Genomic DNA, 13,501 nt, shown 5'->3' with positions numbered 1-13,501 from the left:
CCCACGAGGCCTAGCATGCATATTAAACTCGCCAACCCCCGTGGCTTCTGCGCTGGGGTGGACCGTGCGATTGAAATCGTCAATCGCGCTCTTGAAGTATTCGGTCCGCCTATCTATGTTCGCCACGAAGTGGTGCACAACAAATTTGTCGTCGAAGATCTGCGCTCCCGTGGCGCGATTTTCGTCGAAGAGCTGGACCAGGTGCCGGACAACGTCATTGTGATCTTCAGTGCCCACGGGGTTTCCCAGGCCGTGCGTGCAGAGGCTGCGGGCCGTGGTCTTAAAGTGTTTGACGCCACCTGCCCGCTGGTGACCAAAGTGCATATCGAGGTCGCGCGCTATAGCCGTGACGGTCGTGAATGCATCCTGATCGGCCATGCCGGTCATCCGGAAGTCGAAGGCACGATGGGTCAGTACGATGCCATTAATGGCGGCGCGATCTATCTGGTCGAAGACGAAAAAGACGTCGCCAATCTGCAGGTCAGGAACCCGGAAAAGCTGGCGTTTGTGACCCAGACCACCTTGTCGATGGACGACACCAGTCGTGTGATCGACGCCCTGCGCGCGCGCTTCCCGGCTATAGGCGGGCCTCGCAAGGACGACATCTGCTACGCAACGCAAAACCGTCAGGACGCGGTCAAGCAACTGGCCGATGAGTGCGATGTAGTGTTGGTGGTGGGCAGTCCTAACAGCTCCAACTCCAACCGCCTGCGCGAACTGGCGGAGCGTATGCAGACCCCGGCCTATCTGATCGATGGCGCCGAAGACCTGCAAAAAAGCTGGTTCGACGGCGTGCAGAGCATTGGTATCACGGCGGGCGCTTCAGCCCCTGAAGTGCTGGTCCGTGGCGTGATTCAACAGCTGCATGCCTGGGGTGCAACTGGTGCCGACGAGCTGGCGGGCCGCGAAGAGAACGTCACGTTCTCCATGCCCAAAGAACTGCGTGTTCGCGCCATAACCTAAGCTGGCGCACATAACGCCTGTGCAGCCTGATCGCTGCGCAGGCTGATGCGACCGCTTTTTGCCAGCACCACTTGATGGTGGCTCTGCGCAGTCTTTGCCTGACAAATATGTAGCGTTCCCGCCTGAAAGGCGCCTCGGCTTAGCAGTGGCTCGCCCAGGGGATTGAATCGCACATAGTGTTTAACGGGAGTATTACCCGCAATCGGTATGCGTTCACTGTTCTGAGTCTCGATCAGGATCGGGTTGTTCTTGTCGAGATGTCCTTCTCCACTCAAGTCCAGAATGGTCTTCCAGCCTGTGCTCCAGTCCTCATCCCGCGCATAAACCACCACGTATTGATGACGTAGCAGTGCCTCAGTGCGAGCGTTGCGCAGGCTGCTGGCCAATTCCTGCGCAGTGACCAAGCGTCGATGATGCTCAGTTAGCTCGCTGTAGGCCGGGCTGGCAAATCGGACTGTGATAGCCATGATGATCAGAGCCAGCAGTAACTGAATCAGGCTCATGCCACGTTGATACACGGTGTCCTCCTTTGACGTCACTGATGTGTTTTCTCGGTATAGCCGATCCGAACGCTGCAGCAGCCAGGTAAAGGTTTCATCATGTTTGTGGGTTTTTACGGGAGTACGGCTCACGAGATCAGGCGAATAATCGGGTTGCCTTGCTTGGCAATGTCCTACCGGTGAGAGCTGTGAGCGACGCTAGGCTTTTTGCAGGGCGACACAGGACGTGTCGCCGACATCTCAGGGATGGACGACGCAGATGGTTCGAATCTGTAAAGGCCGGCAAGCCGGGATGACTCTGATCGAAGTGCTCATCGCGCTGTTGATTTTGGTCATCACTCTTTTTGGGGCTGGCGCGGTGCAGCTCAATGCCTTGAAGTACACCGCCAGTGCGTTGAAGAGCACTCAGGCCAGCTTTATTGGTTACAGCATGCTGGATCGGATGCGCGCCAACTCAACCGGTGACTACAGGATCTCGGGGCTGGGCCAGATCAGGCCCGCCGCTACAGACGTTATCAACCAGGACCTGAATGAGTTCAAGCGCAGCATTCACCAATTTGCCGGGGATTCTGCCAGGGCCGCCATTGCGCTCAACGGTGGGCAGGTGAGTATCACGCTGCAATGGGATGACGTTCGAGCGGTCGGAAAGCCAAGTGCCTTGGGCGTATTTTCCCTGAGCAGCAATCTGGTTGCCGAAGCGGCGGCAAAAGCCTCATGAGTCGTCCAAGTTCAGGCTTTGGCCTGATTGAACTGATGGTGGCTCTCGCGTTGGGGCTGATGGTGGTGCTGGGGCTCACACAGGTTTTTTTAAGCTCTCGCGAGACTTACTTGAGTCAGCGCTCATCGGCTCTTCTGCAAGAGGACGCACGGTACGTGCTGAGTAAAATGGCTCAGGAGATTCGTATGGTTGGCATGTTTGGCTGCCTGTCGATTGATCGCATTATTGATGCGCCCCCGGTGTTCCAGACGCCTGTTTCCTGGCAAGGGGGCTCGGGGTCGAAGTCCCTGCACATGATCAGTGCAGACCTTGGGTTTCAGGCGGCCAAGCCGGACTGGACGGTAGTCTCTGACTGTACAACCACCGCCAGGGCCTATCCCGGGATGCAATTACCGTTGGCTCCGGGCGAAACAAGTTTCCGTCTGCGTGAGTTGTTTTACCGTTTTGAGAACGGCCAGTTGAGGAGCGGGCCCGGCAACGCCGTGTTGCTCGATAATGTGGCCGCGTTTGATGTGAGTTTTGGCGTAGCCGGCTCGTCGAGTACGCAGTCAATTGTGCGTTATGAAGACCGTCCGGCCAATGCTTCCAGTATCCGCAGCGTGCGCATAGGACTGACTCTGCGAGACCCTGAGGGGCGCGTCAGGGATCAGGTCTATCACCTGGTTGTCGCTTTGCGTAATCGACTGGTTTAGGGCCTGTATGTCTACTTCCTTGAACGCTCAACGTGGCATGGCGCTATTGGCCAGCCTGGTATTCATGTTGCTGCTCAGCCTGTCAGGCCTCAGCTCAATGGTCAGCGCAACACGGCAAGAAAAACTGGCCGCAGGCATCCAGCACGCCAATCAGTCATTTCAGGCTGCGGAGGCGGCGCTACGCAGTGGTGAGTCCTGGCTTCAAAATGAGTGGGGCACAGTTTTGGCCTGCTCTTCGCCTGCGAGTTGTAACCCGCCCGTCGAGGCACGTACCCAGGCGCGGCCCGTGACAGACCTCATATCAGGGGTGCGATGGGTCAGCGTTGTGGGTGGGCTGTATGGCGTTCAGAGTCTTGGGCCAAGCATTACGCCAGCCCACTTGCCAGTATCGACAACCACCCGTTTTTACCGCGTGACAGGCATTGGTTTGCATGGGCAGTCGCGCACGGTCCTGGAAAGCATTTATGCGCTTTATCAGGAGGCGAGTGAAAGTGCAGAAAGGATGACGCCCCTGCGTTTTCGAAGGGTCATGTGGCGACAACTGCAATAGGGGTACGCAATGTGTAGGCATGGAGCAGGTTTTACCCTGATCGAACTGATGATCGTCGTGGTGATCATCGGTATCCTTGGTGCATTCGTGTATCCGTTGTATGGCGACTATGTGAAGCGAGGGTATCGCTCTCAAATCCTCGTCCTGCTGTCGGAGCAAGCCCAGCGTCTTGAGCGTTTTTATACAAAAAATGCGGTTTACAGCGGCGGGCATGAATTCAGTTCAGGGAATCAGCACTACGACATTACGTTCGATCTCGCAGATCACGCTTTCTTGCTAACGGCGACGCCTAAAGAGGGCTCGGCAATGGCAGGCGACCAATGTGGCAGCTTCACGCTGGCCAACACCGGTCTTGCAGGGATTACCCAGGCAGCCCCTGACGTGACTCTGCGGCAGTGCTTGGGACGTTAACGATTAATTTTGAATGACGGGCTGGATCAATAGATGGCTAGGCAGCAACGGGTAGTGATTGTCGGGGGTGGGGTTATCGGCCTGCTGACTGCGTTTAATCTGGCTGCCGATGTAGAGCAGGTCGTTCTGCTGGAGCGTGGCGGTGTAGGGCAGGAATCTTCATGGGCGGGCGGAGGCATTGTTTCTCCGCTTTATCCGTGGCGCTACAACCGTGCGGTTACGGCGCTGGCCCACTGGTCACAAGATTTTTATCCGCAATTGGCCGAACGTTTATTTGCTTGCACGGGAGTCGATCCGCAAGTACATACCACCGGTTTGTATTGGCTGGATCTTGAGGACGAAGCACAGGCGCTGGAGTGGGCCAAGTGCGAGGGGCGCCCTCTTGCGGCAGTGGATATTTCAGCGGTTGACGATGCTGTGCCGGTGTTGGGTGGCGGTTTTTCTCGTGCCATTTACATGGCTGATGTGGCTAATGTGCGCAATCCACGGCTGGTGAAGTCGCTCAAGGCTGCATTGAAGGCAATGCCCAATGTCACGATTCACGAGCAATGCGAAGTGCTGGGGTTTGTCCGTGAAGGCGACAAAATAGCGGGGGTGAACACGGCTCAGGGTGAGATTCGTGGCGATGAGGTGGTGTTGTCGGCGGGCGCATGGAGCGGTGAACTGTTGAGTAAGTTGGGGCTTGAATTGCCCGTAGAACCGGTCAAGGGTCAGATGATCTTATACAAGTGTGCGCCCGACTTTTTGTCGTGCATGGTGTTGGCTAAAGGGCGTTATGCCATTCCGCGTCGCGACGGTCATATATTGATCGGCAGTACGCTGGAGCATGAAGGCTTTGATAAAACCCCGACTCAGACGGCCCTTGATAGCCTAAAAGCCTCGGCGGTTGAGCTTATTCCTGCACTGGCTGATGCAGAGGTAGTGGGACATTGGGCGGGATTACGCCCGGGATCGCCTGAAGGTATTCCGTATATTGGGCGTGTATCGGGCTTTGACGGGTTGTGGCTTAACTGCGGGCATTATCGCAATGGCTTGGTTTTGGCTCCGGCGTCCTGTCAGTTGTTTGCAGATCTGCTGCTGGGGCGTGAGCCGATCATCGGTCCGGCGCCCTATGCGCCAGAGGGGCGGATCTAAACATCTGATGCGCCGCGGCGCTTGAGCCGCGGCAAGCCCGCTCCCAGAAGAGCCTAATACAAATAGTGGCTGGCGCCTGTGGAGTGTGGCTTTTTGCAAAGTTAGCCGCTTTTTTTGGGCCCTTGCTCCAGATGGTTCTGGGTGCAATACCACTCCTGCTGCTGGCTCAGTGCGCGATCACGCGGCAGATGCACACCACAGTGGGCACAGCGCACCATCGGCAGGACACCTGGATCTACCGGCTTTTTAGTCTCGGCCAGATTGGCTTTGTATTTGCGCCAGAGCCACACACCTGCAGCGATCAAGGCAGCCCAGATCAGTAAACGAAACATGGTTATTCGCTATTCGAGAAAAGATGCACCAGTTTAGCCAAGGACTTGGCAGGCGCACAGCGCCAAATCAAACATAAAAAAAGAGCCCCGGAGGGCTCTTTTTTTTGGCACCGAACAATCAGTCGAACAGGCCAAGCGTCATGTAGCTGAACCATGAGCGGCTTTTACCTTCCGCTTCAGGCTCCGGTATTACATCGCCGTCAGCATCTTTTGGCTTCAGTTCAGCCGGAATAGCATCCTTGGCATCCTGATATTGCTTCTGGATATCCAGGTTGGCGCGGGTTTCACCCGGTGGCAGTGGTGTGCTGGACTCGATCAGGCCCAGTGTGGCCTTGCTCAGCCACGAGCGGCTGTCCGACTCGGAAGTCTGCGGCACAAACTGGCCGTCAACCAGGCTTGGGTGGTCAGGGTAGTTGTCCTTGAGCACTTCAAGGCTGGTGTTGGCCAGTTGATCAAGGTGCATGCGCTGGTAGGACTCGACCATCACCGCCAGGCCGTCACCCACCGAAGGGGTTTCCTGGAAGTTCTCGACCACGTAGCGACCACGGTTGGCTGAGGCTACATAAGCCTGACGAGTCAGGTAGTAGTCGGCTACGTGGATTTCATACGCTGCCAGAAGGTTGCGCAGGTAAATCATGCGCTGCTTGGCGTCTGGTGCGTAACGGCTGTCGGGGAAGCGGCTGGTGAGTTGGGCGAACTCATTGTAAGAGTCACGTGCAGCGCCAGGATCGCGCTTGGTCATGTCCAGCGGAAGGAAGCGCGCGAGCAGGCCAACGTCCTGGTCAAACGAAGTCAGGCCTTTAAGGTAATAGGCATAATCAACGTTGGGATGCTGTGGATGCAGGCGGATAAACCGTTCAGCTGCAGACTTGGCAGCTTCGGGCTCAGAGTTTTTGTAGTAGGCATAAATCAGTTCAAGCTGTGCCTGATCGGCATAGCGCCCGAACGGGTAGCGTGACTCCAAGGCCTTGAGTTTGGCGGTAGCACTGGTATAGCTGTGGTTGTCCAGGTCGGCCTGTGCCTGCTGGTACAGCTCGACTTCGCTAAGGTTTTCGTCAACTACTTCTTTAGTCGACGAGCAAGCGGCAGTCAGTGCGAGGATGGCGATCAGCAGCAGGTGTCTCACTTGCATGGCGGCTTGCGTCCCTATGACGGCCGCTGTCTTGGGCGGGTCCGTCCTGTTATGATGAGCGCCCCGTGAAAAGCCTCGGGGCAAAAGACGCCGTATTTAACCACAAGCGCGCAGCCGAAACCAAAGGCTTGGCGCGGTCCTGATGAGCATGTCCGAGAAAATTCAACTTCGCGAAGAGGTGCCGTCCGAACTGGGTGGCCAACGCCTCGATCAAGTCGCCGCACAATTATTCGCTGAGCACTCGCGCTCGCGCCTTTCCGCCTGGATCAAAGACGGCCGCCTTACTGTGGACGGAGCCGTCATACGCCCCCGTGACATCGTGCACGGCGGTTGCATCCTGGAGCTGACTGCAGAGCAGGAAGCACAGGGTGAGTGGATCGCTGAAGACATTCCCCTGGATATCGTCTACGAAGACGATGACATCCTGGTCATCAACAAGCCTGCGGGCCTGGTGGTGCACCCGGCTGCAGGGCATGCCAGTGGTACTTTGCTCAATGCCTTACTGCATCACGTGCCGGACATTATCAATGTTCCGCGTGCGGGGATCGTGCATCGCCTGGACAAAGACACCACGGGCCTGATGGTGGTCGCCAAGACCATTCAGGCGCAGACGCAACTGGTTACACAGTTGCAGAGCCGCAGTGTCAGCCGGATCTATGAGTGCATTGTTATTGGTGTCGTTACCGCCGGGGGCAAGATCGACGCGCCCATCGGTCGTCACGGCCAGCAGCGCCAGCGCATGGCGGTAATGGAAGGCGGCAAGCAGGCGGTGAGTCATTACCGCGTGCTTGAGCGTTTCCGTTCCCACACCCATGTGCGGGTCAAGCTGGAAACCGGTCGTACGCACCAGATTCGTGTGCATATGTCTCATATCAACTTTCCGTTGGTCGGAGACCCTGCCTACGGCGGTCGCTTCCGGATTCCACCGTCTGCCAGTGTGACGATGGTTGAATCGCTGAAAACCTTCCCGCGTCAGGCGCTCCATGCTCGTTTCCTGGAGCTGGATCATCCGACGACCGGTAAGCGCATGAGCTGGGAATCGCCACTGCCGGACGACTTTGTCTGGTTGTTGACGTTGCTCAAGCAAGACCGTGAGGCATTCGTCGGGTGAACACCTTCCTGATTCCTGACTGGCCTGCGCCGGCAGGCATCAGGGCCTGTGTGACCACTCGTGCGGGCGGCGTCAGCCTGGCGCCGTTCGACAGCTTCAATCTGGGCGATCATGTGGGCGACGACCCTGTCGACGTTGCACATAACCGCCAACGCCTTACCCATATTTTTGACGTACAGCCCGCTTGGCTTAGCCAGGTTCACGGGGTTGTAGTCGTACCTGCCAATCCCGACCTGATTGTCGAGGCCGACGCGAGCTGGACGGCAACCCCCGGTATCGCCTGTACGGCGATGACGGCCGACTGCCTGCCTGTGCTGTTTTGCGATCGTGCCGGAACTCGCGTAGCTGCAGCCCATGCCGGTTGGCGCGGGTTGGCAGCTGGCGTGCTTGAAGCCGCGGCGCATAGCCTCAATGTTGAGCCACAGGAAATTCTTGTGTGGCTGGGGCCTGCCATTGGCCCCAAGGCATTTGAGGTAGGTGCCGAGGTTCGGGAAGTTTTTATGGCGCACATGCCTGAGGCGGCAGGGGCTTTTGTGCCCAGCGTCAATGATGGCCGCTACATGGCTGACATCTATGAGTTGGCGCGTTTGCGTTTGGCCCGCGTCGGCATCTCTGCTGTTTACGGTGGCGGTTTTTGCACCGTGACTGATCCGCGTTTTTTCTCCTATCGGCGCAGTCCTCGTACTGGCCGTTTCGCTTCACTGGTCTGGATCGAAAAGACCGTCTAGCTGATCTACGTCATTCCTGCATGGCTTGAAACTCCCGTAATCGCCCGCATCTACTATGGTATCTGGCAGGTTTCTTCATTCAGGAGTTTCCATCCCTCCGGCCTGCTCATAAGGAAGGTGACTAATGCGTATAGATAGATTAACCAGCAAGTTGCAGTTGGCGTTGTCCGATGCTCAGTCTTTGGCCGTTGGCCTTGATCATCCGGCCATTGAGCCAGCGCACTTGATGCAGGCATTACTGGATCAGCAGGGTGGTTCGATCAAGCCATTGCTGATGCAAGTCGGTTTTGATGTAAACAGTCTGCGTAAAGAGCTGACTAAAGAGCTCGATCAACTGCCAAAAATCCAGAATCCTACTGGCGATGTGAATATGTCGCAGGATCTGGCGCGTCTGTTGAACCAGGCAGACCGTCTGGCGCAACAAAAAGGCGATCAGTACATCACCAGTGAAATGGTGTTGCTGGCCGCGATGGACGACAACAGCAAACTGGGCAAGTTGTTACTGGGCCAGGGCGTGACCAAAAAAGCCCTGGAAAACGCCATCAACAACTTGCGTGGCGGCGAAGCGGTCAATGACCCCAACGTCGAAGAGTCGCGGCAGGCGCTGGACAAATACACCATCGACCTGACCAAGCGCGCTGAAGAGGGCAAGCTCGATCCGGTGATTGGTCGTGACGATGAAATTCGTCGCACTATTCAAGTCCTGCAGCGCCGGACCAAAAACAACCCGGTGCTGATCGGTGAGCCTGGCGTGGGTAAAACTGCGATTGCCGAAGGTCTGGCACAGCGAATCATTAACGGCGAAGTGCCTGACGGGCTCAAAGGCAAACGCCTGCTGTCGCTGGATATTGGTGCGTTGATTGCCGGTGCCAAGTTTCGTGGTGAGTTCGAGGAGCGTCTTAAAGCTCTGTTGAACGAACTGTCGAAGCAGGAAGGGCAGATCATCCTGTTCATCGACGAACTGCACGTGATGGTCGGTGCCGGTAAAGGTGAAGGCGCAATGGACGCCGGCAATATGCTCAAGCCTGCGCTGGCCCGTGGCGAGTTGCACTGTGTAGGTGCCACTACGCTCAACGAGTACCGCCAATACATTGAGAAGGACGCAGCGCTTGAACGTCGCTTCCAGAAAGTATTGGTAGACGAGCCGACCGAAGAAGACACCATCGCGATCCTGCGTGGCCTCAAGGAGCGTTATGAGGTTCACCACAAGGTGGCGATCACCGACGGTGCAATTATTGCCGCGGTCAAGCTCAGCCATCGCTACATCACTGATCGTCAGTTGCCTGACAAGGCCATTGACCTGATGGACGAGGCGGCCAGCCGTATCCGCATGGAGATCGACTCCAAGCCTGAGGTACTGGACCGTCTGGAACGTCGCTTGATTCAACTCAAAGTTGAAGCCCAGGCGCTGAAGAAAGAAGAGGACGAGGCGGCTAAAAAACGCCTCGAGAAATTGCAGGAAGAAATCCAGCGTCACGAGCGCGAGTACTCTGACCTGGAAGAAATCTGGACTTCGGAAAAAGCCGAAGTGCAGGGTTCTGCCCAGATCCAGCAGAAGATCGAGCAGGCGCGTCAGGAACTTGAAGTGGCACGCCGTAGCGGCAACCTCAACCGCATGGCTGAATTGCAGTACGGGATCATTCCCGATCTGGAGCGCAGTCTGCAGATGGTCGACGAGCACAGCAGCAAAACGGAAAACCAGTTGCTGCGCAGCAAAGTGACCGAAGAGGAAATCGCTGAAGTGGTATCGAAGTGGACGGGTATCCCGGTCTCGAAGATGCTCGAAGGCGAGCGCGACAAGCTGATGAAGATGGAAAGCTTGCTGCATGAGCGCGTGATTGGTCAGGACGAAGCCGTTGTGGCGGTGTCAAACGCCGTACGCCGTTCCCGTGCAGGCCTGAGTGACCCGAATCGCCCAAGCGGCTCGTTCATGTTCCTGGGCCCTACCGGTGTGGGTAAAACCGAGTTGTGCAAGGCGCTGGCGGAGTTCCTCTTTGATACAGAAGAGGCGATGGTGCGGATCGACATGTCGGAGTTTATGGAGAAACACTCCGTGGCTCGACTGATTGGTGCGCCACCAGGCTATGTAGGGTACGAGGAAGGTGGTTACCTGACCGAAGCAGTACGGCGCAAGCCTTACTCGGTGATCCTGCTGGACGAAGTCGAGAAGGCTCATCCGGACGTGTTTAACGTGTTGCTGCAAGTGCTTGAAGACGGTCGGTTGACTGACAGTCATGGTCGCACGGTAGATTTCCGCAACACGGTGATCGTGATGACCTCCAACCTGGGTTCTGCACAGATCCAGGAGCTGGTAGGCGATCGTGAAGCACAACGTGCTGCGGTAATGGATGCGGTAAGCACTCACTTCCGTCCGGAGTTTGTAAACCGGATCGACGAAGTGGTGATCTTCGAGCCTCTGGCCCGTGATCAGATTGCTGGCATCGCTGACATCCAGTTGGGTCGTCTGCGTGGTCGTCTGGCTGAGCGCGACCTGAGCCTTGAGTTGAACCAGGAGGCTCTGGATAAGCTGATCGCGGTAGGTTACGACCCTGTGTATGGCGCACGCCCTCTGAAACGTGCAATCCAGCGCTGGATCGAAAACCCGCTGGCACAGCTGATTCTTTCGGGTCAGTTCTTGCCGGGCACGACCGTGACAGCCAGCGTGAAGGACGACGAAATCGTCTTCCTGTAAGGCTTGGATGTAGTGCTTTAAGGGAGGCCTCGCATTGCGAGGCCTTTTTTTTATTTAGGGTGTTGATCTACAAGGAAAACGCGAGTAAAGTGCGCCCCGCAGTAAGTCACCCGCAACGGCAACTTGGCCCAAACCAGGAAGCCCGCTAGAAGAGCTAAGTAATTGTCTTCTAACGAAAAATAAGGGTTGACAAGGGTTTTAAAGCTTGTAGAATAGCCGACCTCAGAGACGCCAACGCAGAGATGCGCTGAACTCAAAGAGTGTTGCAAAGTAGTAAAGCAACAATGTTGTAGATTGAAATATGTAGTTCCGCGATAGCTCAGTTGGTAGAGCAAATGACTGTTAATCATTGGGTCCCTGGTTCGAGTCCAGGTCGTGGAGCCATTTTCAAGCCGGGGTATAGCGCAGTCCGGTAGCGCGCCTGCTTTGGGAGCAGGATGTCAGGAGTTCGAATCCCCTTACCCCGACCATTTTTGGGTCGTTAGCTCAGTTGGTAGAGCAGTTGGCTTTTAACCAATTGGTCGTAGGTTCGAATCCCACACGACCCACCATTTTTGGCTCCAGTTCACTGGGGTTAGATCTTAAGATCAGAGGCCAAAAGCACTGATCGCAGAAGGCGCCTCTAGAAGGTGCCTTTTTTTTACCGGGGTATAGCGCAGTCCGGTAGCGCGCCTGCTTTGGGAGCAGGATGTCAGGAGTTCGAATCCCCTTACCCCGACCATTTTCTGCCCAGCAGTAATGGGTGTAGAAAATAAGGTGCTGATGCCAACCGCATCAGCGACCATAAAAAAAGCGTCCTTAGGGACGCTTTTTTTATGCCTGCAGAAAACCTGTAGCGCATCTGTGGCCGCTGCCGGGGTTCGAAAACTGCGATGTGCATCACGCGGTGTATCGGGTGAACCGCAGTGATGCCTTCGCAGCCTTCGTGACTCAGCAGCGGCTACATGCCTTAACTTGCGCTTGGAGCTGCAGCGGATGTTGGCGGCGGCGTGCTGGCGCTCGCGTTTGCAGCCTTGTCGTCCGCGGCTTGAAGATCCTGCAGTGCCGCAGAATATTGATCAGACTCCGCCTTGGGCACCATCTGCCACGAAGGTTTGCGCACCGCATAGAAGATAAATGGCGGCACCCCAGCCACGACCAGTCCGAGCAACAGAATCCCTGCGTACTCGAAAAACGGCATGCTGCTGAAGTTATTGGGCGGAATGAAGCCGAAAATCAGCGCCACGCACGTCGAGAACAGCCCCAGGAAGCACCAGCCATGAAGGCCTTTGAGCACATAACCACGTTTTACGTTGGGCTGTGTTTTGCGCAGCTTCATGGCCGCCATAAACATAAATACGTAAATGATCAGGTACATCAGCGCCGCCATCGCACTGATCATCCAGAACGCATCCGATACGTTGTCGAGAAAGATATAGATAGTCGAGAGTAGCGTGACGATAACGGCCTGCAGGTACAGGATATTTTTCTGCACGCCCTTGCTGTTCACTTTCTGCATCACGGGTGGAAGCATCCCGGCCTTGCCCACGAACAGCAGTCCGGTAGACGGTCCGGCAGTCCAGGCCAAGACCCCGCCCAGTGCGCCGATAATCAACAAAATAGCCATGATCGGTGTTGCCCACGGCATATTGAAACCTTCAAAGAAGGCCGCATAGGCTTGAATCACACCGGCAGTGAGGCTGGTCGAGTCTGCAGGAACCACTAGCGAGATCGCCACGGTCGGTGGGATAAACACCAGCAAGATCATAAAGAAGGCCAAAAGAATCGCCCGAGGCATTTCTTTTTGCGGGTTACGCAACTCGCGGGCGTGAATGGCGTTCATTTCGATACCGGCAAACGCCAGGAAGTTACTCACAATCAGTACCAAGCCAGTGATGGCGCCGGTAAATTCTCGCCATAAGTCCGGGTGCAGATTGTGTGAACCAGCTTTGACCGTGGAATGCGTATCGAAAATGGCCGGAATCAGCGCGTCCCAGGTTAAGGGTGTTGCGGATTTATGCCCCAGCACCAACCAGGCGACACCGAGCAGGACCAGCAGCGCGGCGGGCAGTGCGGTGCCCAGCAACATAAACCATGACGTCAGTTTCGATAGCGTCGTCAGTCCATTAAGTGCCACAAACGTTGATAACCAATACAGGACAATAATGACCGCGGCAGTGAATACACCGCTTTTGGCCAGTTCCGGGTTTATCAGATAAGCCATGGTGCTGGCGCCAAATCCGAGCACGATCGGGTACCAGACAACCACTTGGACCCACATGAACCACATGATGAAAAAGCCTGGGCGGTCACCGTAGGCTTGTCTGACCCAGCCATAAATTCCGCCGTTCCAGCCGGTTCCCAGTTCAGAGGCAACCAGCGATACCGGGATGAAAAACAGCAATGCCGGAATGACATAGAGGAAAACCGAACCCAGGCCATAGACGGCCATGCTGGGCAGGGAACGGATGCTGGCAACAGCGGCAACCATCATGAAACAGATGGTGAGCCATGACATGTAAGTTTTGGTTTTGCTGGCGGTAGTCATAAACGCCTTCC

General features: G+C 56.1%; 13 protein-coding genes and 4 tRNA genes. 13 read left to right on the top strand and 4 right to left on the bottom strand.

Features of this window, described 5'->3' with window-relative positions; translation table 11 throughout:
• Nucleotides 1–15 precede the first annotated feature (15 nt).
• Nucleotides 16–963 (top strand): 4-hydroxy-3-methylbut-2-enyl diphosphate reductase, encoded by a 948-nt coding sequence (gene ispH, locus TU76_RS04985; protein ID WP_019824001.1) that lies wholly within the window; start codon nucleotides 16–18, stop codon nucleotides 961–963.
• Here ispH and TU76_RS04980 read toward each other — a convergent pair.
• Nucleotides 960–1,466: a GspH/FimT family protein gene (locus TU76_RS04980; protein ID WP_046808601.1), complete on the bottom strand. Its 507-nt coding sequence runs from the start codon at nucleotides 1,464–1,466 to the stop codon at nucleotides 960–962. The genes ispH and TU76_RS04980 overlap by 4 nt on opposite strands.
• Before the next feature lie 256 nt (nucleotides 1,467–1,722).
• Here TU76_RS04980 and pilV point away from each other — a divergent pair, with 256 nt between their 5' ends.
• From pilV to thiO, 5 genes are read left to right on the top strand one after another with little or no spacing between them, the layout of a single operon-like run.
• A complete protein-coding gene (gene pilV, locus TU76_RS04975) occupies nucleotides 1,723–2,181 on the top strand; it encodes a type IV pilus modification protein PilV (RefSeq protein ID WP_048351188.1) in 459 nt (152 codons plus the stop codon).
• Complete coding sequence (locus TU76_RS04970; RefSeq protein WP_019823995.1) at nucleotides 2,178–2,873, top strand: PilW family protein; 696 nt, start codon at nucleotides 2,178–2,180, stop codon at nucleotides 2,871–2,873. Before pilV ends, TU76_RS04970 begins: the two co-directional genes overlap by 4 nt.
• A 7-nt stretch (nucleotides 2,874–2,880) precedes the next feature.
• Nucleotides 2,881–3,423, top strand: a complete 543-nt coding sequence (locus TU76_RS04965; protein ID WP_048351187.1) for a pilus assembly PilX family protein — start codon at nucleotides 2,881–2,883, stop codon at nucleotides 3,421–3,423.
• Between the two features lie 9 nt (nucleotides 3,424–3,432).
• A complete protein-coding gene (locus TU76_RS04960) occupies nucleotides 3,433–3,834 on the top strand; it encodes a type IV pilin protein (RefSeq protein ID WP_019823991.1) in 402 nt (133 codons plus the stop codon).
• 33 nt (nucleotides 3,835–3,867) lie between these two features.
• Nucleotides 3,868–4,968: a glycine oxidase ThiO gene (gene thiO / locus TU76_RS04955; protein WP_048351186.1), complete on the top strand. Its 1,101-nt coding sequence runs from the start codon at nucleotides 3,868–3,870 to the stop codon at nucleotides 4,966–4,968.
• Nucleotides 4,969–5,069: 101 nt separating this feature from the next.
• Here thiO and TU76_RS04950 read toward each other — a convergent pair whose 3' ends face one another.
• Both TU76_RS04950 and TU76_RS04945 read right to left on the bottom strand, forming a co-directional pair.
• Nucleotides 5,070–5,300, bottom strand: a complete 231-nt coding sequence (locus TU76_RS04950; protein ID WP_019823987.1) for a PP0621 family protein — start codon at nucleotides 5,298–5,300, stop codon at nucleotides 5,070–5,072.
• A 118-nt stretch (nucleotides 5,301–5,418) separates the two neighbouring features.
• Nucleotides 5,419–6,432 carry an outer membrane protein assembly factor BamD gene (locus TU76_RS04945; protein ID WP_019823985.1) on the bottom strand — a complete coding sequence of 338 codons (1,014 nt, stop codon included), beginning with the start codon at nucleotides 6,430–6,432 and terminating at the stop codon, nucleotides 5,419–5,421.
• Nucleotides 6,433–6,580: 148 nt separating this feature from the next.
• Here TU76_RS04945 and rluD point away from each other — a divergent pair, with 148 nt between their 5' ends.
• From rluD to TU76_RS04910, 7 genes are all read left to right on the top strand, one after another.
• Nucleotides 6,581–7,543, top strand: a complete 963-nt coding sequence (gene rluD / locus TU76_RS04940; RefSeq protein ID WP_019823983.1) for a 23S rRNA pseudouridine(1911/1915/1917) synthase RluD — start codon at nucleotides 6,581–6,583, stop codon at nucleotides 7,541–7,543.
• Nucleotides 7,540–8,271: a peptidoglycan editing factor PgeF gene (gene pgeF / locus TU76_RS04935; RefSeq protein ID WP_048351185.1), complete on the top strand. Its 732-nt coding sequence runs from the start codon at nucleotides 7,540–7,542 to the stop codon at nucleotides 8,269–8,271. The genes rluD and pgeF overlap by 4 nt, the downstream gene beginning before the upstream one ends.
• Before the next feature lie 124 nt (nucleotides 8,272–8,395).
• Entirely contained in the window at nucleotides 8,396–10,963 is a 2,568-nt protein-coding gene (clpB, locus tag TU76_RS04930; RefSeq protein WP_019823979.1) for an ATP-dependent chaperone ClpB, read from the top strand.
• Between the two features lie 308 nt (nucleotides 10,964–11,271).
• A tRNA-Asn gene (locus TU76_RS04925) sits at nucleotides 11,272–11,347 on the top strand.
• 9 nt (nucleotides 11,348–11,356) lie between these two features.
• Nucleotides 11,357–11,433, top strand: a tRNA-Pro gene (locus TU76_RS04920).
• Between the two features lie 5 nt (nucleotides 11,434–11,438).
• Nucleotides 11,439–11,514, top strand: a tRNA-Lys gene (locus tag TU76_RS04915).
• 93 nt (nucleotides 11,515–11,607) lie between these two features.
• Nucleotides 11,608–11,684: transfer RNA gene (locus TU76_RS04910), tRNA-Pro, on the top strand.
• A gap of 228 nt (nucleotides 11,685–11,912) precedes the next feature.
• Here the strand turns inward: TU76_RS04910 and TU76_RS04905 are convergent.
• On the bottom strand, nucleotides 11,913–13,490 hold the full coding sequence (locus TU76_RS04905; protein ID WP_048351184.1) for an amino acid permease: 1,578 nt from the start codon (nucleotides 13,488–13,490) through the stop codon (nucleotides 11,913–11,915).
• Between the last annotated feature and the right edge of the window lie 11 nt (nucleotides 13,491–13,501).

Source organism: Pseudomonas psychrophila, from assembly GCF_001043005.1.
Taxonomy (GTDB): Bacteria; Pseudomonadota; Gammaproteobacteria; order Pseudomonadales; family Pseudomonadaceae; genus Aquipseudomonas; species Aquipseudomonas psychrophila.
This window is presented reverse-complemented; position numbering and strand designations above follow the sequence as displayed.